The following is a 24,991-nucleotide window of genomic DNA, read 5'->3' as shown; positions in this document are numbered from 1 at the left end:
TTGCCGCGGAGCGCGGCAAGGACCGTTTTCCCTTACTCTTTCATCGACAGCCAGCGGGTGCGGTGGATGTCCTGGATGTTATCGACGAAGCCTTCGATCTTCGGTGAGACGACGTTCTTCGAAACATAATAGTAGATCGGCAGGGCGGCGGAATCATCCAGCGCCAGCTGTTCGGCTTTCTTGAAGATTGCGGCGCGCTTGGCGAGATCGGTCTCGGCGTTGCCGTCCTTGATCATCTTGTCGTAGTCAGGATTGGACCAGCGGCCGTAATTCATCTGAACGCCTGTGACCAGGAGGTTCAGGAAGTTGTCTGGATCGTTGTAGTCTGCCAGCCAGCCGGCGCGGCCGATCTGCACTTCGCCGCGCTGCAACTGGTCATAATGGACCTTGGTCTCGGCATTGACGAGTTCGACATTGACGCCAAGCGGCTTCCACATCGAGGCGATCGCCACGGCGATGCGCTTGTGATTGTCGTTGGTGTTGTATTTGAGCTCGGCTGTCAGCGGATGATCCGGACCGAAACCGGCTTCCTTCAGCAGCTTCTTGGCTTCTTCGACCTTGTCCTTGTAGGGAAGATCCTTCCAGGAGACGTAGGCCGGTTCGCCGTAGTTTGCCGTGCCTGGCGGGACCCAGGAATAGGCCGGCAGTTCGCCGGTGCCGAGAATCTGCGGGCCGATGACTTCGCGGTTGATCGCCATGGAGAGAGCCTGGCGCACGCGCTTGTCGGCGAAGGGCGGCTTGGTCGAATTGATGACGTAGTAATAGAGGCCAGAGAAGGGAGCGACATGTGCCTGGCCCGGCAGGTTCTTCTTCATCCACTCATACTGGTCGGTGGGGAAATCGGTGAGGATATCGAATTCGCCGGCGCGGTAACGTTTCAGTGCCGCTTCCTGATCCTCGAGCACGAAGAACTTGGCACCGTCGATCTTCAGGTCCTTGGTGCCGTACCACTGGTCGTTTTTGACCGTGGTGACATGCGAGCCCGGAACCCACTCGACCGGCTTGTAAGGTCCGTTGGTGACGATATTGCCGATCTTGACCCAATCCTGGCCCTTCGCCTCGACCACGTGCTTGGGCAGCGGATAGGCGGTGTAGTGCATCAGAGCGTTGAGGAAATAGGGGGTCGGGTTTTCGAGGGTGATTTCAAGCGTCTTGTCGTCGATTGCCTTGACGCCGAGCTGATTGAGATCGGTAATCTCACCCTTGTTGATCTTTTCGGCATTTTTGATGGTGAACTGCAGATAGGCATAGTCGGCGGCGTTCTTCGGGTCGACGAGGCGCTGGAAGGCGAAGACGAAGTCTCCTGCCGTTACCGGCTGGCCATCGGACCATTTGATGCCGTCGCGAAGCTTGAAGGTGTAAACCTTGCCATCAGGTGAAATCGTCCAGCTTTCGGCCTGGCCGGGGACCGGATTGTCCTTGGCGTCTTCCGTGACCAAGCCTTCGAAAATGTCGCCGGCGATACGATTCTCCCAATCGCCGGACAGCTTCTGCGGATCGAGCGATTGCGGGTCGCCGCCATTGTGAATATTCAGCGTGGCCGCATGCGCCGAAAACGCCAGCAATGTGCCAAACATTGCGGAGGCGAGAAATTTTTTCGTGAACTGGTTCATGGTGGGTCCACCTTTCTAGGCTTTGCGCCTTTATTAGACATCTGTTCCCGAGATTTGACCTCTTACGTGCAGGTCAGTGCGCACCTTATCGCAAAGGAATCGCGTTGCAACCCCAAATCCGGAGGCTGGAAACGGGTTGTGGACAAGCCTATATACGCTCCCCTTTGTTGGATCGCGATGACACTTTGCGACATTCCAGCACCTTCATGACAGTCTCACATGTTGTCTTTTGTTTCGTCCGCTTTAGTGTGGCGAGCGCTAACGAGGCAGGAGATATGGCCGATGGCATTGAAGGCAGGCGGGAATGCGGACTGGTGGCGCGGCGCGGTGATCTACCAGGTCTATCCGCGCTCGTTTCAGGACACCAACAGCGACGGGCTTGGCGACCTCAAGGGGATTACCCGCCGCCTGCCGCATATCGCTAGTCTCGGTGTCGACGCGATCTGGCTTTCGCCCTTCTTCAAGTCGCCGATGGCCGACATGGGGTATGATGTTTCCGATTATTGCGACGTCGACCCGATCTTCGGCACGCTCGCCGATTTCGACGAGATGATGGCGGAGGCGCACAGGCTCGGCATCAAGGTCGTCATCGACCAGGTGATCTCGCACACATCGGACCGGCACCCCTGGTTCGTCGAGAGCCGGACGAGCCGGACCAATGCGAAGGCGGACTGGTATGTCTGGGCCGATCCGAAGCCGGATGGCACGGCGCCGAACAATTGGCTGTCGATTTTCGGCGGGCCGGGCTGGGAGTGGGACGGCGTGCGCCGGCAATATTACCAGCACAATTTCCTGACCTCGCAGCCGGACCTGAATTTCCACAGCAGGGAAGTGCAGGATGCGGTGCTGGAGACGGTGAAATTCTGGCTCGACCGCGGCGTCGACGGCTTCCGGCTGGATACCGTCAACTATTATTTCTGCGACAAGCAGCTCAGAAGCAATCCGCCGCACGAGCCCGATGAGGATGATGCAGGCCTCGATGCGCCCGACAGCAATCCCTATGGCATGCAGAATCATCTCTATGACAAGACGCAGCCGGAAAACGTCGATTTCCTCAAACGCTTCCGGGTGCTGCTCGACCAATATCAGGATCGTACCACCGTCGGCGAGGTCGGCGACGGCGCGCGTTCACTGAAGACGGTGGCTGCCTATACGAGCGGCGGCGACAAGCTGCACATGTGCTACACCTTCGACCTGCTGGGATCGGATTTTACCGCCGAGCATATTCGCGGCTGCGTCGAAGCTTTCCAAAAATCCGTGACCGATGGCTGGGTCTGTTGGGCTTTTTCAAACCACGACGTCATGCGCCATGTCAGCCGTTTTGCGGTGACGGAGGAAGAGCGGCCCGTCATCGCCAAACTGGCGATCTCGGTGCTGTCGGCGCTGCGCGGTTCGATCTGCCTCTATCAGGGCGAGGAGCTCGGGCTGCCGGAGGCAGAGCTTGCCTTCGAAGATCTGCGCGACCCTTACGGCATCCGCTTCTGGCCGGCCTTCAAAGGCCGCGACGGATGCCGCACGCCGATGCCCTGGGAGGCGGGCAAGGCACATGCGGGCTTTACTTCAGCCGAAAAGAGCTGGCTACCGGTGCCTTACGAGCAGGCGGCACTTTCCGTGGATACGCAGGAGGGAAGCGACAGCTCGGTGCTGCATCACTATCGCAAGACGCTCGCATTCCGGAAGAGCCATGCGGCGCTAGTCGACGGCGAAATGACCTTCATCGCCACCAATCAGGATCTGCTCGTCTTCACCCGGGAAAAGGACGGGGGAAAACTGCTCTTCGTTTTCAACCTGACGCGCAAACCGGCGGAATTCCGTCTGCCTGAAGGCATCGTGCTGGGCGAACCGCTCGAGATGCCGGGCTTTGAAGCGGTGTCGGCTTCGGGGCTGGTGAAGCTTGCGGCGCTGGACGGGTTCTGCGCGCGGCTTTGAGGATCATTTCCGCAGTTTGTCGGTTTCGGTGGCATGCAGGCACTTATAAATCTAGCTATTAAACGAGGCTCTTAGGATGAATAGTCGTCAGAAGAAAATCGTTTGTTAGCCGTCTTTCGTGCTTTCTCAGTGACAACCATCCCGAAATATTGCGAGTGTTAATTTCTCCATGGCGTTGTAACGCTCAGTGAGCTACATCGTGAGCAAATGGCGAAAGTGAACGGTTCGCCGCCGTCAGCGCGCCAATCTGCAGCTTCAGGGAGAATGACTTCGTACATGGACGGTGCCGTTCCGCAGCATTACGACTCCGGTCTTCGTGCGCTTTGCGGTATCGCCGCATTCTACCGTATTGCCGCCGATCCGGTCCAGCTCCAGCACGACCTGGCGTTGAAGGGGCGTACATCCGAAGCGATCGACATTCAGCGAGCAGCCAAGATCATCGGCCTGAAGGCGCGTCTTGTGGAGAAGGTCACCGAGCACCGCCTTCGATCCATGCCGGTTCCCGCAATCGTCAAAGTGGCCAACGGCTCCTTTCAAGTGCTCGGGGGCTGAACCCATCCGGAAAGTATAGGCTCGTCGATCCAGTAACGCGCGTCGATCGGGAAATAGCCCCGTCAGATATCGTCGCCGAAATCGGCTCGCGTGTTATTCTCGTCGGCCGGCGCATAAGAGGCGAAGGGTCCGATCCGCGAGAATTCGGCTTCAAGTGGTTTCTGCCGTCGATCTGGCGCTATCGAAAGCCGCTTGCTCACGTACTGCTTGCATCGCTATTTGTGCAGATCTTTGCGCTTATCACACCTTTGTTCTTTCAGGTCGTGGTCGACAAGGTCCTGACTCACAAAGCTTATTCGACCCTGTTCGTGCTTGTCGCCGGTATCGCGATTATTGGCTTCTTCGATGTGCTGCTCCAGTATCTGAGAGCCTACGCCTTGGCTCATACGACCAACCGGATCGATGTTGAACTCGGTCAGCGATTGTTCCACCATCTGCTGCGGCTGCCGCTAGGCTACTTCGAAACGCGATCCGCCGGCCAGACTGTCGCCCGCGTTCGAGAACTTGAAACGATCCGCGCATTTCTGACAGGGCAAGGACTATTCTCAGCGCTCGATGTCGTTTTCACTTTTGTGTTCATCGCGGTTCTTTTCGCTTATTCCTGGAGCTTGACGCTGATCGTCATTGCCGCCATCCCGATCTACATCCTGATCGGAATCGTGGTTCGACCGCCGCTGCGCGAACTCGTCAAAGAGAAGTTCAATCGGGGGCGGCCAGCCAGCAGTTCCTGGTCGAGGCGATCGTCGGTGTTCACACGGTTAAGTCCGCGGCGGTGGAGCCGGTGATGCAGGCGCAGTGGGAGGAGAAGCTCGCAGCCTACGTGCGAACGGCTTTCGATACGACACTGCTCGGCGTCGGCGGACAAAACGCCATTCAATATGTAAGCAAGCTTGCCACGGCGGCCCTTCTTCTTTTCGGTGCGAAAGCCGTTATCGACGGGGAGCTTTCCGTTGGCTCACTTGTCGCCTTCAACATGATCGCCGGACAAGTCACGCAGCCGGTTTTGAGGTTGTCTCAACTTTGGCAAGATTTCCAGCAGGTGCAGATCTCGATCGACAGGCTCGGTGACATTCTGAACACGCCGATGGAGCGCCAGCCAGGCTCCCGTTTGTCGTTGCCTGCGCCAAGGGGGAATATTGAACTTCGAAATGTCACCTTCCGTTATCGGCCCGGTTCCTCGGAGGTTTTGAAAAACGTATCGATTGAAATCAAATCCGGAGAGGTTATCGGCATCGTCGGCGCATCAGGCTCCGGAAAGTCTACGATCGCCAAACTGGTTCAGCGTCTCTATATCCCCGAAGAGGGGCAGGTCCTTCTCGACGGCATGGATCTATCACAACTCGATCCCGCTTGGCTTCGAAGTCATATCGGAGTCGTTCTTCAAGAGAACTTGCTGTTCAACCGGACGATTCATGAGAATATCGCCTTCTCAAATCCGGCGATGAGCCGCGCGCAGGTTATTGCGGTCGCCAAGCTCGCCGGCGCCGATGAGTTCATTCTGCGATTGCCGCAAGGCTACGACACGATGATCGAAGAGCGCGGCGCGAACCTCTCCGGTGGCCAGCGTCAGAGAATCGCCATTGCCCGCGCCCTTGCCACCAGCCCCCGGATCCTGATTTTCGATGAGGCGACCAGCGCCCTCGACTATGAAAGCGAACGCGTTGTGCAGACCAATATGCACCAGATCGCCGCTGGCCGAACGGTTATTATCATCGCGCATCGGCTCGCAGCTGTGCGGCCGTGCAATCGGATCATCGGCATGGCTGACGGCCGCATAGCGGAAGTTGGAAGCCATGACGATCTGCTTAAGCGCCCCGATGGGCTCTATGCGCGGCTCTGGGCTTTGCAGAATGATAGGGGCGTCGCATGAAAAGCGCGTCTGCCCAAGCTGTTCGATATGCCGGCCTTCCGCTGCGCCCGCAAAAGCGATCCGATCATGAGTTTCTGGCGCCGGCAATCGAAATCCTGGAGACGCCCGCTTCGCCGGTGCGCTTGGCCTTGATCTTGATTATTTGCGCCTTCGTCACAACAGCTTTAATCTGGTCCTATATCGGTCACATCGACATCATCGCGGCCGCGCAAGGCAAGATTCAGCCGACCGGCCGGGTCAAGGTTGTTCAGCCATTGCTAACAGGGAAGGTGAAGGCGCTTCCGCCGCCAAATGGCGCGCGCGTCGAAAGGGGCGATATCCTCCTTGAGCTTGATCCGACGGATGCCATTGCCGATGAGACGGATGCGGTAAAGGGCCTGGCGTCCGTCAGCGCCGAGGTCCGGCGCCGAAAAACTGCTGTGGACTATGTTCGTTCACAGGAGATGAACCAGACGCTGCCAACGATCTCATGGGATGCAAGCGTGCCCGATGAATTGCGCCGCCGTGAAGAGGGCATCCTCCGGGGCGATCTTGAACAGCGCCAGGCTGCAGTTGCCTCGCTTGATGCTCAGAAGCACCAGAAGGAGGTGGAGCGCGACCGCCTGACGGTGACGGTCGCCGCGCAGAACTCTCTGGTGGAAACTCTGAAAGAGCGAGTGACGATGCGCAATATGCTGGCTTCGAAAGAGGCCGGAACGATGGCGAGCGTGATCGATGCGACCCAAACCTTGAAGGAGCAGGCGACGCAGCTTGCCATGCAGGAGGGCCAGCTCGCAGATGCCGCAGCGGGCATCGAGGTCTTTACGAGGGAAAAAGACAAGGTCACACGGACGTTCCTGAGCGATCAGCTCGTTCGGCTCGGCGATGCGGAACGTCGGGTCGAAGAGCTGGAGCAGCGGCTGGCGAAAGCGAGAAATTTTCGTGAGCAGATGACATTGCGCAGTCCGATAGACGGCACGGTGCAAGCGTCCTCGATTACCAGCGTCGGTCAAGTGGTGACGGTCGGGCAGGACGTTATGCGTGTCGTTCCCGAGGGTAGTACGCTGGAGCTCGAAGTTTACGCTCTAAACAAGGACATCGGCTTCATCAAGGTCGGGCAAGAGGCTGTCGTAAAGCTCGAAGCTTTTCCCTTTACCCGCTACGGAACGATCGCGGCCCACGTCACCAAAATCGCGGCAGATGCGATCCCCGAACCCGATGCCGCACGCCGTGAAGGCGATCCTGCGACAAGACAGGCGCAGGCACCATTCGGCGGCGCCGAGAGGATGCAGAACCTCGTTTTTCCAGTCACTTTGAGTCTGGAGGTCGATCAGATTTCAGCAGATGGCCGTGACGTCAAGTTAAGTGCGGGCATGGCAGCAATCGCGGAGGTTCGAACGGGCGAGCGCAGAATTCTGGAATACGTTTTCTCGCCTTTGGTCGAAGTCGCGGAGGAAGCGCTTCACGAGCGTTAACGACTCCGCCGATTTTACTGAATAAAAATGAAGCTTTTGGTTGAAGTTTCCCCGTTTATGGAGCAGAGGGAAGCTGTCATTAGGCGCGGCCGAATAGAATAGGCAAACGGGGATTTTATGACGGACCTTATTACTCCGACGAAGAGCGTCACCTCGACTGGCGATCAGAAGGTAGACGGGCTCTTCAGCGGCACTGCTTGGGACGGAACGATAACCTATGCGTTTCCCACCACCTCGGCATCGTATGACTATGGCTACGAAAAATACTATTCTTTCTCTCCAATTTCGTCGCAGCAGCAGTCTCTGGCCTTGTTCTTTATGGAGCAGTCCTATGGAAATACGGCAAATGACGGCTTCTCGGTCGAAGGGTTCACGAACGCCAACTTCGAGGCCGGAAGCGCGGGTACCGCAACGGTGCGCTTCGCTCAATCGTCTCTGCCTGACACGGCATGGGCCTACACTCCAGATGTCGACGAGGCGGCCGGCGATGTCTGGTTCGGGACGGGATATGCTGGCACCGAAGATGATTATCGCTATCCGCGGTTCGGCAACTATGCGGGCCAGACGTTGGCGCACGAGTTGGGTCATGCTCTCGGACTGAAACATGCTCAAGAAGGGCGTTACCCCAATATGACGGTCGTTCCGAGCGCCTACGACTCGCTCGAATATACGATCATGACCTACCGCACCTATGTCGGAGATAATGGGGACGGGTACGAGTATGAACATGACGGGGCGCCGCAGACCTTCATGATGCTCGACATCGCCGCCCTGCAGGAAATGTATGGTGCGGACTATACGACGAACAGTGGCGATACCGTCTACAAGTGGAATCCCAACCAGGGCATCACCTACGTCAATGGGGTGGCAGCCATCACGCCCGCTGCCAACCGCATCTTTGCGACAATCTGGGACGGCGGCGGTATCGATACCTATGATCTGAGCGCTTATACGACCGGCCTCAAGATCGACTTGCGAGCAGGGGGGTACTCAGTCTTTTCCCAAGGCCAGTTAGCCGACCTGGGAGGAGGTCCGAATAATGGTTATGCCCGCGGCAACATTTTCAACGCCCTTCTCTATCACGACAATGTTGCATCGTTGATTGAGAACGTTAAGGCCGGCTCCGGCAACGATTCGATAGTGGGAAACGAGGCGGACAATACGCTCTGGGGTAATGCCGGAAATGATTCCCTTAACGGCGGTTCCGGCAATGACACATTGATCGGCGGAGTAGGCAACGACACCTATACTGTCGATGTTCTGGCCGACGTGGTCACCGAAGGGCTGAACCAAGGGACCGATCTGATCAGGACGACGCTTTCTTCCTATGCCTTGACCAATATTGCCAATGTCGAAAACCTGACCTTCATCGGTACCGGCGATTTTAGCGGGACTGGAAACAGCCTCGCCAACACGATCACCGGCGGTGCCGGCAATGACACGCTTGACGGCGCCGCCGGCAATGACACGCTGATCGGCGGTGCTGGCAACGACCTCTATGTTGTCGACGATAATTTCGATGTTGTGATCGAGAGTGCGAACAAGGGGACGGACACGGTCCAGACGGCGCTTTCAAGCTATACGCTCAGCAACAATGTCGAGATTCTGACCTATACGGGATCGGCCAGCTTCACCGGCACCGGCAATGCGCTTGCCAACACGATCACCGGCGGCGCCGGCAATGACACGCTGGATGGCGGTGCTGGCGCCGACAGCTTGACCGGTGGGGTGGGCGACGACATCTATATCGTCGACAATGCCGGCGACAGCGTCGCCGAGAACACCGGCGCGGGGACCGACACGGTTCGCACGACACTGGCAAGCTATACGCTTGGCAGCAATTTCGAGAACCTCACCTACATCGGTACGGGAAGTTTTATCGGGACAGGCAATGGCGTTGCCAACACGATCAAGGGCGGGGCAGGTGCCGACACCCTGGACGGAGGCGCCGGAGCCGACATACTGATCGGCGCAGCCGGCAACGACACCTATATTGTCGATGTTTCCGACGTGGTCACCGAAGGGCTGAATGAAGGAACCGATCAGATCCGGACGGCGCTTTCTTCCTATGCCTTGACCAATATTGCCAATGTCGAGAACCTGACGTTCATCGGCACCGGCAATTTTGCTGGGACTGGAAACGGCCTCGCCAACACGATCACCGGCGGCGCCGGCAACGATACGCTTGACGGCGGCGCCGGCAACGACACGCTGAATGGGGGGGCTGGCAACGACATCTATCTGGTCGACAGTGCGAGCGACGTGATCACCGAACTGGTCAGCGGAGGCACCGACGAAATCCGCACGGCGCTTGCAGCCTACTCGATGGCCGCATTGGCAAATGTCGAGAAGCTGACCTATACCGGGTCCGCCAACTTCACCGGCACCGGCAATGTGCTTGATAACACGATCATAGGCGGCGCCTTCAACGACACGCTGGATGGCGGGGCTGGCGCCGACAGCTTGACCGGTGGTGAAGGCGACGACATCTACGTCGTCGACAATGCCGGCGACCTCGTCACCGAAGCCGCCGATGAGGGCACCGACACGGTTCGCACGGCACTGGCGAACTATACGCTTGGCAGCGATGTCGAGAACCTCACCTATACCGGCACGGTCGCCTTTGCCGGGACCGGCAATGACCTTGCCAATACGATCAAGGGTGGGGCAGGTGCCGACACTCTGGACGGAAAGGCCGGTGCGGACAGCTTGATCGGCGCAGCCGGCAACGACACCTATATTGTCGATGATGTTGGCGACGTGGTCACCGAAGCCGCCAATCAAGGCACCGATCTGATCAAGACGGCGCTTTCAAGCTATACGCTCGGCAACAATGTCGAGAACCTGCTCTATACGGGCTCTTCCAGCTTCACCGGCACCGGCAATGCGCTCGTCAACGCGATCACCGGCGGCGCCGGCAACGACACGCTTGACGGTGGCGCCGGCAACGACACGTTGAATGGGGGTGCTGGCAACGACACGCTGATCGGCGGGACCGGTTCCGACACGATGTTGGGTGGGATTGGCGACGATACCTATGTGGTCGATATTGCGACCGACATCGTGATCGAGAATGTGAACGAAGGGACGGACACGGTCCAGACGGCGCTTGTCAGCTATACGCTCGGCAACAATGTCGAGAACCTGACCTATACGGGATCCGCCAGCTTCACCGGCACCGGCAATGCGCTTGCCAACACGATCACCGGCGGCGCTGGCAATGACACGCTGAATGGCGGGGCCGGTTTGGACAGCTTGATCGGCGGAGCGGGCAACGACACCTATATCGTCGACAATGCCGGTGACATCGTCACCGAAGCCACCGATGCGGGAACCGACACGGTTCGCACGAACCTGGCGAGCTATACGCTTGCCGACAATGTCGAGAACCTGAGCTTTGCCGGCACAGGGGCTTTCGCCGGGACCGGCAACGCGCTCGATAATGTGATCACGGGTGGCGCTGCCATTGATACGCTTTCCGGCGACGCCGGTAACGACACGCTGGATGGCGGGGTTGGCGCCGATAGCTTGACCGGTGGTGAAGGCGACGACACCTACATCGTCGACAATGCCGGCGACCTCGTCACCGAAGCTGCCGATGAGGGCACCGACACGGTTCGCACGACACTGGCAAGCTATACGCTTGGCAGCGATGTCGAGAACCTCACCTATACCGGCACGATCGCCTTTGCCGGGACCGGCAATAGCCTTGCCAATACGATCAAGGGTGGGGCAGGTGCCGACACCTTGGACGGAAAGGCCGGTGCGGACAGCTTGATCGGCGCAGCCGGCAACGACACCTATATTGTCGATGATGTTGGCGACGTGGTCACCGAAGCCGCCAATCAAGGCACCGATCTGATCAAGACGGCGCTTTCAAGCTATACGCTCGACAACAATGTCGAGAGCCTGCTCTATACGGGCTCTTCCAGCTTCACCGGCACCGGCAATGCGCTCGTCAACGCGATCACCGGCGGCGCCGGCAACGACACGCTTGACGGCGGCGTCGGCAACGACACGCTTGACGGCGGCGCCGGCGACGACATCTATATCGTCGACAGTGCGAGCGACGTGATCAAGGACAGCGCCGGCACCGACGAAATCCGCACGGCGCTTGCAGCCTACTCGATCGCCGCATTGGTCAATGTCGAGAACCTGACCTATACGGGTTCCGCCAACTTCACCGGCACCGGCAATGCGCTTGATAATACGATCACCGGCGGTATCGGCAACGACACGCTGAACGGCGGGGCCGGTACGGATACTTTGATCGGTGGGTTGGGGGACGACATCTACATCGTCGACAATGCCGGCGACAGCGTCGCAGAGAACACCGGCGCGGGGACCGACACGGTTCGCACGACACTGGCAAGCTATACGCTTGGCAGCGATGTCGAGAACCTTGCCTATATCGGTACGGGATCTTTTACCGGGACGGGCAATACGCTGAACAACATCCTGACCGGTGGGGCAGGCGTCGACACGCTTTCCGGCGGTGTCGGCAACGATACCTATGTCATCGGTGCCGGTGATATCGTCATCGAAAATGCCGACGAAGGTATCGACACGGTGCAGACGAATCTGGCCGCCTATACGCTGGGGGGCAATGTCGAGAACCTGACATCGACCGGCACGGCCGCATTTACCGGCACCGGCAATGCGCTCGACAACGTCCTCAAGGGCGGTGTTGCTGCCGACAAGCTCGTGGGGGCTGGCGGCAACGACACTTTGATCGGCGGGGCCGGTTCCGACACGATGCTGGGCGGGATTGGCGACGACATCTATGTGGTCGATATCGCGAGCGACCTGGTGATCGAGAACGCGAACGAAGGGACGGACACGGTCCAGACGGCGCTTGCAAGCTATACGCTCGGTAACAATGTCGAGAACCTGACCTATACGGGATCCGCCAGCTTCACCGGCACCGGCAATGCGCTTGCCAACACGATCACCGGCGGCGCTGGCAATGACACGCTGAATGGCGGGGCCGGTTTGGACAGCTTGATCGGCGGAGCGGGCAACGACACCTATATCGTCGACAATGCCGGTGACATCGTCACCGAAGCCACCGATGCGGGAACCGACACGGTTCGCACGAACCTGGCGAGCTATACGCTTGCCGACAATGTCGAGAACCTGAGCTTTGCCGGCACAGGGGCTTTCGCCGGGACCGGCAACGCGCTCGATAATTTGATCACGGGTGGCGCTGCCATTGATACGCTTTCCGGCGACGCCGGTAACGACACGCTGGATGGCGGGGTTGGCGCCGATAGCTTGACCGGTGGTGAAGGCGACGACACCTACATCGTCGACAATGCCGGCGACCTCGTCACCGAAGCTGCCGATGAGGGCACCGACACGGTTCGCACGACACTGGCAAGCTATACGCTTGGCAGCGATGTCGAGAACCTCACCTATACCGGCACGATCGCCTTTGCCGGGACCGGCAATAGCCTTGCCAACACGATCAAGGGCGGAGCAGGTGCCGACACCCTGGACGGGGGCGCCGGCGCCGACATACTGATCGGCGCCGCCGGCAACGACACCTATATTGTCGATGATGTTGGCGACGTGGTCACCGAAGCCGCCAATCAAGGCACCGATCTGATCAGAACGGCGCTTTCAAGCTATACGCTCGACAACAATGTCGAGAGCCTGCTCTATACGGGCTCTTCCAGCTTCACCGGCACCGGCAATGCGCTCTCCAACACGATTACCGGCGGCGTCGGCAACGACACGCTTGACGGTGGCACCGGCAACGACACGCTGGACGGCGGCGCCGGCGACGACATCTATATCGTCGACAGTGCGAGCGACGTGATCAAGGACAGCGCCGGCACCGACGAAATCCGCACGGCGCTTGCAGCCTACTCGATCGCCACATTGGCCAATGTCGAGAACCTGACCTATACCGGGTCCGCCAGCTTCACCGGCACCGGCAATGCACTTGATAATACGATCACCGGCGGTATCGGCAACGACACGCTGAACGGCGGGGCCGGTACGGATACTTTGATCGGTGGGTTGGGGGACGACATCTACATCGTCGACAATGCCGGCGACAGCGTCGCAGAGAACACCGGCGCGGGCACCGACACGGTTCGCACGACACTGGCAAGCTATACGCTTGGCAGCGATGTCGAAAACCTCACCTATATCGGTACGGGAACTTTTGCCGGGACAGGCAATACGCTGAACAACATCCTGACCGGTGGGGCAGGCGTCGACACGCTTTCCGGCGGTGTCGGCAACGATACCTATGTCATCGGTGGCGGTGATATCGTCATCGAAAATGCCGACGAGGGTATCGACACGGTGCAGACGAATCTGGCCGCCTACACGCTCGGCAACAATGTCGAGAACCTGACATCGACCGGCACGGCGGCCTTTACCGGCAGCGGCAATGCGCTCGACAACGTCCTCAAGGGCGGTGTTGCTGCCGACAAGCTTATGGGGGCTGGCGGCAACGACACTTTGATCGGCGGTGGTGGCTCCGACACGATGTTGGGCGGGATTGGCGACGACACCTATGTGGTCGATATTGCGAGCGACATCGTGATCGAGAATGTGAGCGAAGGGACGGACACGGTCCAGACGGCGCTTGCAAGCTATACGCTCGGCAACAATGTCGAGAACCTGACCTATACGGGATCCGCCAGCTTCACCGGCACCGGCAATGCGCTCGCCAACACGATCACCGGCGGCGCCGGCAACGACACGCTGAATGGCGGGGCAGGTGCTGACAGCTTGATCGGCGGAGCGGGCAACGACACCTATATCGTCGACAATGCCGGCGACATCGTCACCGAAGCCGCCGATGCAGGGACCGACACGGTTCGCACGAACCTGGCGAGCTATACGCTTGCCGACAATGTCGAGAACCTGAGCTTTGCCGGCACAGGGGCTTTCGCCGGGACCGGCAACGCGCTCGATAATGTGATCGTCGGCGGTAGCGGTTCTAACACGCTAACAGGTGGCGCAGGTGATGACATACTCGTCGGTGGAGCAGCGGCTGACTTCTTCGTCTATTCGCCCAACTGGGGTCACGATACAATCACAAACTTCGTGGCTACCGGCATGACGCATGACACGATCAAGATCGATGTCAGCGTTTTTGCTGATTGGGCGGCACTTCTTGCCGCATCAAACGATTCTGGCAGTGACACGATCATCACAGCGGATGCTGATAACACCATCACGCTGAAGAACGTAGCTGTGTCGACTCTGCAGTCGTCAGATTTCCAGTTTGCGTGACCGCTCGAAGCCAAAGCGGCCGACCCCGATGGGCCGGTCGTTACGATATCCCAAGATTGGCGCTGGCGGGGAATTTTCCGAGGATTCGATCAGCGGATCAGCGCGAACTTGTCCACATCGACCATGCCACGGTCGGATATCTTCAGGTGTGGGATGACCGGCAGCGGCAGGAAGGCCAGCTGTAGGAAGGGTTCTTCCAGCGTGGCGCCGAGTGCGAAGGCGGCCTTGCGCAGGTGGTGCAGCGTATCGCGGACTGTCTCGTAAGGCTCCAGGCTCATCAGGCCGGCGATGGGCAGGGCGATTTCGCCGGTGACCCTGCCGTCCTCGACGACGACGAAGCCGCCCTTGATCTCGCCAAGGCGGTTTGCGGCGCGCGTCATGTCGTCTTCGTCGACGCCGACGATGCAGATATTGTGGCTGTCATGGCCGACGGTGGAGGCGATCGCGCCTTTCTTCAGGCCGAAGCCCTGGACGAAGCCGTTGGCGTGATTGCCGTTCTTGCCATGGCGCTCGATGACGGCGACCTTGATGATGTCGTTGGCAAGATCGACCGATGTCTCGTTGCCCCTAACGGGCAGCCGGTAGCGGCGATGCTCGGTGATGATCTTGCCTGGCATGACGCCGATAACCGGCGTTTCGCCTTCGGCAACCGGCACACCGAAATGGGCGGCGTTGACCGGCCGGGCCTTGACGCTGTCGAGGCCGATCGGCGCAACAGGTCTGCGTGAGGAAAAGAGCGCATCGGTGACGCGACGGCCAGCGGAGAAGACCATTTCGGCGCGACAACCTTCCAGGCTGTCGAGAACCACCAGATCGGCGCGCCAGCCCGGCGCGACCAGGCCGCGGTCCCTGAGGCCGAAGGCGCGGGCGGCCGAAATCGAGGCGGCGCGATAGATCGCCAGGGGCTCGACGCCGTTTGCGATCGCCGTTCGGATCATGTGATCGAGATGGCCCTGTTCGGCGATGTCGAGCGGGTTGCGGTCGTCGGTGCAGAGCGCGAGATAGGGTGAAAGCCGCTCGGTGATGATGGGGATCAGTGCGGCGAGATCCTTCGACACCGAGCCCTCGCGCACCAGGATATGCATGCCCTTGCGGATCTTTTCCAGCGCTTCGGTGGCGGTCGTGCATTCATGCTCGGTGCGGATGCCGGCTGTGAGGTAGCCGTTGAGGTCGTTGCCGGACAGCAGCGGTGCGTGGCCATCGATATGACCGCCCTGGAAGGCGTCGAGCTTCGCCATGCATACGGGATCCTTGTGGATCACGCCGGGGAAATTCATGAATTCGGCAAGGCCGATGACCTTCGGGTGGTGACGGAAGGGCAGGAGACGCTCGATCGGCAGATCGGCGCCGGAGGTTTCGAGATGTGTCGCCGGCACGCAGGAAGAGAGCTGGACGCGGATGTCCATGATCGTCTCGAGCGCGGACTGGAGAAAGAATTCGATGCCGGCGGCGCCGAGCACATTGGCGATTTCGTGCGGATCGCAGATCGCCGTGGTGACGCCATAGGGCAGAACGCAGCGGTCGAATTCATGCGGCGTGACGAGCGAGGATTCGATGTGCAGATGCGTGTCGATGAAACCGGGGACCACTGTTTTTCCCGATATGTCGATCTCGGTTTCCCCCTCGTAATTGCCGGAGGTGCCGACGATGCGATCGGCGCCGATGGCGATATCGGAGTGGACGAGTTCGCCGGTGACGAGGTCGAAGAAACGGCCGCCCTTCAGCACGATATCGGCCGGCACGCGGCCGACCCCTTGGTCGATGAGGCGTTCGAGTTTGCTGGTCATGACCTTGCTCACATTGCAACCGATTCTCAAACTTATAGCCGATCTGCTGCCACAAGCGAGTGCCGCAAACGAAACCGGGCGCCATAGGGGCGCCCGGTCGATGGCGATCAGCGATAGTTATTCGGCGGCGACGATCTTGCCGGCTTCCCATTTGTAGAGCGAGAAGCTCTGCGAGGTCAGGTCGCCGGTTTCGCCGTAGGTGACCTTGCCGATAGCGGTCGGGATTTCCTTGCCGTCTTTCAGCGCGGCCGCGACGGCTTCCGCATCCTCGGCGCTTCCGGCCTTCTCGATGCCGGCTTTCAGCACTTCGACGGCGGCATAGGCGTTGAGCGTGAAGGCCTCGGCCGGGATGTTCTTGGCAGCGAGCGCATCGGCGGCAGCCTTGGAATCCGGGTTCTTGGTGGCGTCGGAGGCATTGGTGAACAGCGTGCCTGCCGCCGCATCCGTGCCGATCGCCCAGAATTCGGTGTTGGAGAGGCCGTCGCCGCCGATGATCGTCGCGTTGGCGGCGAGGTCATGCAGCTGGCGGGCGAGCAGGCCGCCTTCCGGGTGATAGCCGCCGAAATAGACCAGGTCGACCTTTTCCGATTTGACGCGGGTGGTGAGGGCGCTGAAATCCTTGTCGCCGGGCGTGACCGCGTCATTGACAACTTCGGTCATGCCACCGGCGTTCAGCGTCGCCTTGAAGGCGTCGGCAAGGCCTTTGCCATAGGCGCCCTTGTCGTTGACGATGGCGACGCGCTTGTCCTTGAAATTCTTCAGCACGTATTTGGCAGCGACTTCGGCCTGCTGGTCGTCGCGGCCGCAGGTGCGCAGCACGTTGGTGAGGCCGCGCTTGGTGAGGTCGGGGGCGGTTGCGGTCGGAGTGACCATCAGTACGCCGTTTTCAGCCAGCACGTCCGAAACCGGAATAGCGACACCCGAGGTCACCGGGCCGACGACGAAGCGAATGCCGTCGGCGACGACCTTGTTGGCGGCGGAAACGCCCTGCTTCGGTTCGCCGGCATCGTCGGCCAGCTCGAGGACGACCTTCTCGCCGAGAATGCCGCCCTTCTTGTTGATCTCGTCGACGGCGGTCTGAGCGCCGTTTTTCACCTGGTCGCCATAGGCGGCGACGGGGCCGGTCAGCGGCGCAATCAGGCCGATGGTGATATCGGCATGGGCAAGCGGCGCGAAGGCAAGCGACGCGACGAGTGTCGCCGTCAATGTCTTGAGGGTCATTGTCTGTCTCCTTGGGTGGGGTCCTTCGACCCGCGATGAGGTGCCGCGCCGGTTTTTGCGATCATTCCACGGCTCTTTGGGCCGTGCCAAGGACGATCGACAAAGGCGCGATCAGTGAGCCTGCCGGCCATATTTGACTCGGGGAAAGCTCATGACGAGATTTCTAGGAATTTTGACGGGATTGCGCAAGTTCATAACAAATTGGAAGCGAAATCGGATCGATCCGGCCGGAAACTCGTTCCAAGGCGGTCACTTTCTTCGCTTCTCGGTGATTTCTCATCGGCGAAGCTGCAAAGGGAAGCGCCTCGGTCCAGACGAAACCACCTCGTAGGGTTGTCTTTATCTTTCCCATTAACCGTTAGTTTGGCCGATTGCAGTATTATCCCGTGATACCCAAAATACCGCAGTATTGAAAAAGTGACCCATACAGATAATTAGACAGACACATCGGGAAACAGAGACTGGATGCTCAAGCGTATCGACGCCAGCCAGGTGCGTATCGGAATGTTTGTGGAGGCCGTCGAGGGCCTGTGGCAGGATCCGCTTTTGTCGAAGCGCAGGTTTTCGCTGCGGCGCGAGGTCGATGCCGCAAAAATTCGCAAATGCGGCACTGCCAGTGTCGTCATCAACACCAGCAAGGGGCTCGATACCAACGGCCTGCCGGGCCGTGACATCGAGATCGATATCCAGGCCGCGCGCGAGACCGTCCAGAAATCCGTGCAGGTGCTGGACGAGGCTTTCGCCAGGCTGCGCAACGGCGATGCGATCAGCGTCGCGCATGTGGCGCCGGTGATTTCATCCGTCTCCAAGTCGATGGAGGAAAATCCCTCGGTTTTCCTGAACGTCACGCGTTTGAAATCGAAAGACGAGGTGACCTTCCTCCATTCCATTTCGGTGAGCGCGCTGATGATCCTGTTCAGCCGCCATCTAGGGCTCGACGAGCATACGGTCCAACTGCTCGGCACCGCGGGTTTGCTGCATGATGTCGGCAAGCTTGAAATTCCGCTTGAGGTGCTCAACAAGGCCGGGCCTCTGGAAAAGGACGAGATCAGCCTGATCCGCGGCCATCCGGAAAAGGGACACGCTTTTCTGTCGCGGCAGGAGGGCATGTCGGAGATCGTTCTCGATGTCTGCCTCAATCATCATGAGCGCATCGACGGCAAGGGCTATCCGCGCAGGCTGTCGGGTAGAGAGTTGAGCCTCCATGCGCGGATTGCCACGATCTGCGATGTCTATGACGCCATTACCTCGGTACGGTCATACAAGGCGGCGTGGAGCGCGAGCGAGGCACTGAAGTGGATGTTCGGCAATGAAGGACACTTCGACCGCCGGCTCCTGAAGAAATTCGCCATCTGCCTTTCGGTCGCCTCCGTGACCTGAGGTTTTTCTGTTCCGAAACGAGAAGACCCGCGGGGATTTTGTCCGCCGCGGGCCCGAAGCGCTTATGGACGCGTCTTCAGATGTTGTTCTGCAGGATGGTCCGCAGCCTGCCGAAGAGTTCGTCGATATGGTGCTTCTCGATGATCAGCGGCGGGGACAGCGCGATGATATCGCCGGTGGTTCGGATCAGCAGGCCGCTTTCATAGGCTTTCAGGAAAGCGGTGAAGGCGCGCTTGGTCGGCTCGCCGGCGATCGGATCGAGCTCGATCGCGCCGATCAGGCCGGTGTTCCTGATGTCGATGACGTTGGGGCAGTCCTTGAGCGAATGCAACGCGTCGGCCCAGTAGTCGGAAAGCTCGGCGGCGCGTGTCAGCAGCCCTTCTTCCTTGTAGGTGTCGAGCGTGGCGAGGGCGGCGGCGGAAGCGATCGGATTGCCGGAATAGGTGTAGCCGTGGAAGAATTCGATCATGTGTTCCGGGCCGTTCATGAAGGCATCATGGATCTCGGAGGTCACGAAGACGGCACCCATCGGAATGACGCCATTGGTCAGGCCCTTGGCGGCGGTGATCATGTCAGGCTTGACGTCGTAATATTGCGCGGCGAAGGGGGCGCCGAGGCGGCCGAAACCGGTGATGACCTCGTCGAAGATCAGAAGGATGCCGTGCTTGGTGCAGATCTCGCGCAGCTTCTGCAGATAGCCCTTCGGCGGGATCAGAACGCCGGTGGAGCCGGCCACCGGCTCGACGATGACGGCGGCGACCGTCGAGGCGTCATGCAGGGTGACGATGCGCTCGAGCTCGGTGGCAATATCGCCGCCATGCTCGGGTTCGCCGCGGGTGAAGTTGTTCTTGCCGGGCTGGTGCGTGTGCGGCATGTGATCGACGCCGGTCAGCAGCGTGCCGAACATTTTGCGGTTGGTGACGATGCCGCCGACGGAGATGCCGCCGAAATTGACGCCATGATAGCCGCGCTCGCGGCCGATCAGGCGGAAGCGTGAACCATTGCCCTTCACGCGGTGATAGGCGAGCGCCACCTTGAGAGCCGTCTCGACGGATTCGGATCCGGAATTGGTGTAGAGAACGTGGTTCAGGCCTTCCGGCGCGATGTCGACCAGGCGGTTCGCCAGTTCGAAAGCCTTGGGGTGACCGAGCTGGAAGGCGGGGGCATAATCGAGCTCGCCGGCCTGCTCGCGGATCGCCTCGGTGATCTTCGGGCGGCAGTGGCCGGCATTGACGCACCAGAGGCCGGCCGTGCCGTCCAGCACTTGGCGGCCGTCATGGGTCGTATAATACATGTCCTTGGCGCCGACGAACATACGCGGCTCCTTCTTGAACTGGCGATTTGCCGTGAACGGCATCCAGAAGGCGCGAAGATCGTTCGGTGCGTTGAGGCGATTGGACATGCTGTTCTCCTGGCCGTTGACGGCCCGTTCCCGGGGCTTCACGCCCATATTTTGACTGCCCGGTCAAATTATCAGGGCTTCTTGAAGCGTCAACGGTAAAACGCCCGAGAGCCACTCGGGACAGGAAGGCTTGAGTTTTGACCGGATCGGTCTGGGGATATCCCCGGACCGGCAGGTGCGGCAAAAAAGGGCACGACCGGCAAATCGCAGGATTTACCGGTCGTGCCATAAGGTTCACGTGCTGAAATATCGTTGCCGCGCCTCCGGGAACATCCCCTTGCGGCATGGCATCGGCCGACATTCATGTCAGCGCTATCATTAAGCGGCGGATCTGTTCCTGTTCGTCACCAGGTAGATGTCTTCGAGCGTTGCCAGGATCTTCATGACCGGCTCGGAGGTGCTGGAATAATAGATGGTCTGTGCGTCACGGCGCGTCTTGACCAGCTTCTGTGCGCGCAGTTTCGACAGATGCTGGGAGAGTGCCGACTGGCTGAGGCCGACCTGCGTTGCAAGCACGCCGACGGCCACTTCGCCCTTCACCAGGCTGCACAGGATCAGCAATCTCTTGGGATTTGCCATGGCCGACAATAAAGCTGCCGCCACATTGGTGTGATCGGCCAAATCAGTGGTTTCCATATTGTTATCTTCCTAATGCGAAACGTACATCATGCGTGTTGGCACAGGCCGTCAGTCGGATTTCGACCCACGCCCAAAAACTAGCAACTGAGGTCGAAGATTGTATATACCTAAATTTAAGGTATCGAGTATGCTATTTTAGATATGTTTGAACAAATGTGATCGGCATCCCCAGCGAGGGTTTCGAATTCATATCGCAGCAGAAAATCGCCGGAAATCATGTCGAAACCTGAGGCATCGATACCACAAATGCGCCAGGAGGCCGATTTCGGTGCCTTTAGCCTGGCAGCAAGGGCCTCGGCCACATCGGGGTGGCGTTCTACTAAATCTCGCACTGTTTCTGCCGCGCCGGCGGCAATCTCCTCATTGGCAGCCGACTGGATGATTAGGTCGTTCCCATCGAGATGGTAGGCGCGGCCGAAGCCGCCATTGAGGCTGGCCTGCTCCGGTTTAAGGCGAAAAAAGAGGAAATCGGGAAAGTCGATATAAAGCTTTGCCTTGGCGTGGCGCGCGAGAAAACGCGGACGGATACGTTCGTGGAAGGCGTTGCCGCGCTCGACGGGTTCCGCCAGGCATTGGGTCGTCAAGCGAGGGTGGGCGAGCGGATCGCCCTTGCCGGGCTCGCCGGTCAGCAGTGAGGCGCGCGCGTCCCTGGCGAGTGCTTTGGTATGGGCAGAGAGCTTCGAAACGAGAATGACGGGGGCGCCGTCAATATCGGTGGCGACGAGCACGCGGCTGGCGAAGGGAAAGCCGGTCTCGGGGGCGAGTACGGCAATCGCCGCGTGCCGCGCGGAGCGCAGAAGCACGCGGGCGAGTTTGCGGGCATCGTCGTCGGTTTCGCGTACGGGCGAGGGCTGATCTTTCATATCCGCTTTGTGGCAAAGCGGATTGAAAACATCAAGCGTCCTGCTTGCGGCGATGGCGGGTAAGGCCGGCGACGATATCCTGGGCCGAGATGGTGCCGACGATCGTGCCGTTCTCGACGATGCCGATGCTGCCCGGCTGGCGGGCAAGGGCATCGAGGATATCGACGAGCGGGGTTGCGGCGCGGGCCGTGGCGCTGACACTCATGCCGGCGGCAGTCTGACCGAGACCGGACTGCATCACGTCCGCCGCCGTCAGCATGCTGATCGGATTGAGATGCTGCACGAAATCGGCGACATACTGGTCGGCGGGGTTCTTGACGATGTCATGCGGCGTTCCGCACTGGATGATGCGGCCGCCCTCCATGATGGCGATGCGGTTGCCGATGCGGAAGGCTTCGTCGAGATCGTGGCTGACGAAGAGGATGGTCTTCTTCAGCCGTCGCTGGAACTCCAGAAGTTCGTCTTGCAGGCGGGTGCGGATCAACGGGTCGAGCGCCGAGAACGGCTCGTCCATCAACAGGATCGGCGCGCCGGTGGCAAAGGCGCGGGCAAGGCCGACGCGCTGCTGCATGCCGCCCGAGAGTTCGTTGACTTTGCGGTCGGCCCATTTCGTCAGGTTGACGAGTTCAAGCTGCTCGCCGACGCGCTGTTTGCGTTCGGCCTCCGGCATGCCCGCGAGTTCGAGGCCGAAGCCGACATTCTCGGCGACCGTGCGCCAGGGCAGAAGAGCGAATTGCTGGAACACCATGGAGACGGTGTGGGTGCGCAGCTCCCGCAGGGCCTTGGCGTTGCATCTGTAAGGGTTGACCGGACCATTGGAGGTCGAGACCGAGACGTCACCGCGCACCACGGGGGCGAGGCCGTTGACGGCGCGCAGCAGTGTCGACTTGCCCGAGCCGGAAAGGCCCATCAGCACCAGGATTTCGCCTTCCTCAATGGTCAGCGAGGCATTGGCGACACCGAGGACCAGGCCGGTGGCGGCGCCGATTTCGTCACGTGTTTTGCCTTGGTCGACCATGGCAAGCGCGGTTTCCGGCCGGTCGCCGAAGATAATGCTGACATCCTTGAAGTTTACCGCGGTCATGCGCCGCCTCCTTCACCCGCCGTGCGGAATATGCGGTCGAGAATGATCGCCAGGATAACGATGCAGAAACCGGCTTCAAAACCCTTGGCGATATTGACGGTGTTCAGCGCGCGGACGACCGGCACGCCAAGCCCGGGAGCGCCGACGAGGGCGGCGATGACCACCATCGACAGCGACAACATGATGGTCTGGGTGAGGCCCGCCATGATCTGTGGCATGGCAAAGGGAAGTTCGATCTTGCGCAGCACCTGGATCGGCGTTGCACCAAAAGCGACGGCGGCTTCGACGAGGGAAGGTGGCGTCGAGATGATGCCGAGGCGCGTCAGCCGGATAGGGGCAGGGATGGCGAAGATGACGGTGGCGATCAGGCCCGGAACCATTCCGAGGCCGAACAGGATCAGCGCCGGAATCAGATAGACGAATGTCGGAATGGTCTGCATCAGATCGAGCACCGGGCGCATGGCGGCATAGACCCAAGGGCGGCGGGCGGCGGCAATGCCGAAGGGAATGCCGATCACCATGCAGACAAAGGTGGCGGCGAGCACCAGGGCGAGCGTCTCTGTCGTCTCTTTCCAATAACCCTGGTTGACGATGAGCAGCAGCCCAAGACAGGTGAAGAGGGTAATCGCGATCGACCGGCGTAGCCAAAAGGCAAGGGCGGTGATGGCAGCGATGACGATTAACGGGTGGGGCTTCTGCAGCACGAAGAGCAGGCCGTCTATGGCGCTCGACAGCAGGAAGGCAAGCTGGTTGAAGAACCACTCGCCGTTCGAGGTCAGCCAGTCCACGAAGGATTTGGCCCATGAGCCGATGGGAATCTTAGCGTCGGTGATCCAATTCAAGGGGCGCGCCTATCCAAAAAAATCAACAATCGGACAAAAATAAACGGGGCGGCGAGCCGCCCCGTCATATCATCAAAGGCCGAGGCCGGTCTTGGCAGCCGCCAGAGCATCGCCCTTGCCGTCACGGGTCTTGACGCCCGCAAGCCAGGGCTCGAGCGCAGAAGGGTTCGCCTTCAGCCATTCGGAAGCGGCAGCTTCCGGCTCTTTGCCGTCGTCGAGGATCTTGCCCATGATCTTATTCTCCATGTCGAGGGAGAACTTCAGGTTCTTCAGCATCGCGCCGACATTCGGGCATTCGTCGAGATAGCCGGCGCGGACATTGGTATAGACCTTGGCACCGCCGAACTCTGGACCGAAGACGTCGTCACCGCCGGTGAGGTAGGTCAGCTTGAAGTTGGTGTTCATCGGATGGGGCTCCCAGCCGAGGAAGACGACGGGCTTGCCTGCTTTCTCGGCACGGGCGACCTGAGCGAGCATGCCCTGTTCGGAGGATTCGACGACTTCCATCTCCTTCATGCCGAAGGTGTTCTTTTCGATCAGGTCCATGACCAGGCGGTTGCCGTCATTGCCGGGCTCAATGCCGTAGATCTTGCCGTCGAGATCGTCCTTGTGGGCGGCGATGTCCTTGAAGTCCTTGATGCCGAGTTCGGCGCCCTTGGCGTTGGTGGCGAGTGTGTACTTGGCGCCGACGAGGTTGGGGCCGAAGGATTCGACCGACTTGTCATCGAGATAAGGGCGGACGTCCTTTTCCTGCGTCGGCATCCAGTTGCCGAGGAAGATGTCAATGTCCTTGTTCTTCAGCGAGGTGTAGGTGACCGGCACCGAGAGAACCTTCACGTCGGTCTGATAGCCGATGCTCTTCAGGACGACGGATGCGGTGGCGGTGGTGGCGGTAATATCAGTCCAGCCGACATCCGAGAAGTGGACGGTGGAGCAGCTGTCGGGATCGGCGGCGAAGGCGGCGGTCGCAACGGAGAGGGCGGCGACGGCAGTTGCAGTAACCAGTTTGAACGTGCTTGTTGTTTTCATTTTAGACTCCCAGTCTTTAAGTTCCCAAGCCAACCACCAATAGCCGAGTTTGACAAGCGACCTCAGTGCGTT

13 protein-coding genes and 1 pseudogene are annotated in these 24,991 nt (G+C 59.7%); 5 read left to right on the top strand and 9 right to left on the bottom strand.

The genetic code is table 11. The features are described 5' to 3' along the window. Positions 1–32: 32 nt before the first annotated feature. Positions 33–1,613, bottom strand: a complete 1,581-nt coding sequence (locus tag CO657_RS14500; RefSeq protein WP_003592969.1) for a peptide ABC transporter substrate-binding protein — start codon at positions 1,611–1,613, stop codon at positions 33–35. Positions 1,614–1,895: 282 nt separating this feature from the next. Between CO657_RS14500 and bglA the strand changes: the two genes are divergently transcribed. The 4 genes and pseudogenes from bglA (at position 1,896) to CO657_RS14480 (ending at position 14,672) form a co-directional block, all read left to right on the top strand. Beyond that, positions 1,896–3,542, top strand: a complete 1,647-nt coding sequence (bglA, locus tag CO657_RS14495; RefSeq protein WP_054182767.1) for a beta-galactosidase BglA — start codon at positions 1,896–1,898, stop codon at positions 3,540–3,542. Positions 3,543–3,818: 276 nt separating this feature from the next. Continuing rightward, positions 3,819–5,964 (top strand): annotated as a pseudogene (locus CO657_RS14490) (type I secretion system permease/ATPase). Beyond that, a complete protein-coding gene (locus tag CO657_RS14485; RefSeq protein ID WP_054182765.1) occupies positions 5,961–7,418 on the top strand; it encodes an HlyD family type I secretion periplasmic adaptor subunit in 1,458 nt (485 codons plus the stop codon). Before CO657_RS14490 ends, CO657_RS14485 begins: the two are co-directional and overlap by 4 nt. 117 nt (positions 7,419–7,535) lie before the next feature. Beyond that, positions 7,536–14,672 carry a M10 family metallopeptidase C-terminal domain-containing protein gene (locus CO657_RS14480; RefSeq protein ID WP_128715558.1) on the top strand — a complete coding sequence of 2,379 codons (7,137 nt, stop codon included), beginning with the start codon at positions 7,536–7,538 and terminating at the stop codon, positions 14,670–14,672. An 89-nt stretch (positions 14,673–14,761) separates the two neighbouring features. Here CO657_RS14480 and ade read toward each other — a convergent pair whose 3' ends face one another. After that, positions 14,762–16,459, bottom strand: a complete 1,698-nt coding sequence (gene ade / locus CO657_RS14475) for an adenine deaminase (RefSeq protein WP_054182744.1) — start codon at positions 16,457–16,459, stop codon at positions 14,762–14,764. 117 nt (positions 16,460–16,576) lie between these two features. Then, positions 16,577–17,680 (bottom strand): branched-chain amino acid ABC transporter substrate-binding protein, encoded by a 1,104-nt coding sequence (locus CO657_RS14470; protein WP_003592979.1) that lies wholly within the window; start codon positions 17,678–17,680, stop codon positions 16,577–16,579. 465 nt (positions 17,681–18,145) lie between these two features. On the opposite strand from CO657_RS14470, the gene CO657_RS14465 reads away from it, so the two are divergent. After that, entirely contained in the window at positions 18,146–19,060 is a 915-nt protein-coding gene (locus CO657_RS14465) for an HD-GYP domain-containing protein (protein WP_054182536.1), read from the top strand. Between the two features lie 76 nt (positions 19,061–19,136). Here the strand turns inward: CO657_RS14465 and aptA are convergent, their stop codons facing one another. The 6 genes from aptA to CO657_RS14435 all read right to left on the bottom strand — a co-directional run bounded on the left by aptA (position 19,137) and on the right by CO657_RS14435 (position 24,919). Further along, positions 19,137–20,462, bottom strand: a complete 1,326-nt coding sequence (gene aptA, locus CO657_RS14460; protein ID WP_054182745.1) for an omega-aminotransferase AptA — start codon at positions 20,460–20,462, stop codon at positions 19,137–19,139. A 318-nt stretch (positions 20,463–20,780) separates the two neighbouring features. After that, positions 20,781–21,098 (bottom strand): ArsR/SmtB family transcription factor, encoded by a 318-nt coding sequence (locus CO657_RS14455; protein ID WP_003592984.1) that lies wholly within the window; start codon positions 21,096–21,098, stop codon positions 20,781–20,783. A 116-nt stretch (positions 21,099–21,214) separates the two neighbouring features. Continuing rightward, positions 21,215–21,964, bottom strand: a complete 750-nt coding sequence (locus CO657_RS14450; protein ID WP_054182537.1) for a HugZ family pyridoxamine 5'-phosphate oxidase — start codon at positions 21,962–21,964, stop codon at positions 21,215–21,217. Between the two features lie 31 nt (positions 21,965–21,995). Next, positions 21,996–23,048 (bottom strand): choline ABC transporter ATP-binding protein, encoded by a 1,053-nt coding sequence (choV, locus tag CO657_RS14445; protein ID WP_054182538.1) that lies wholly within the window; start codon positions 23,046–23,048, stop codon positions 21,996–21,998. Beyond that, entirely contained in the window at positions 23,045–23,890 is an 846-nt protein-coding gene (gene choW, locus CO657_RS14440; protein WP_054182539.1) for a choline ABC transporter permease subunit, read from the bottom strand. The genes choV and choW overlap by 4 nt, the downstream gene beginning before the upstream one ends. A 72-nt stretch (positions 23,891–23,962) precedes the next feature. Further along, on the bottom strand, positions 23,963–24,919 hold the full coding sequence (locus tag CO657_RS14435; RefSeq protein WP_054182540.1) for a choline ABC transporter substrate-binding protein: 957 nt from the start codon (positions 24,917–24,919) through the stop codon (positions 23,963–23,965). Positions 24,920–24,991: the final 72 nt, after the last annotated feature.

The sequence above is a fragment of the Rhizobium acidisoli genome (genome assembly GCF_002531755.2).
GTDB classification, from domain to species: domain Bacteria; phylum Pseudomonadota; class Alphaproteobacteria; order Rhizobiales; family Rhizobiaceae; genus Rhizobium; species Rhizobium acidisoli.
Note: the sequence above shows the minus strand (reverse complement) of the source record. Positions and strands in the feature narration are given on the sequence as shown.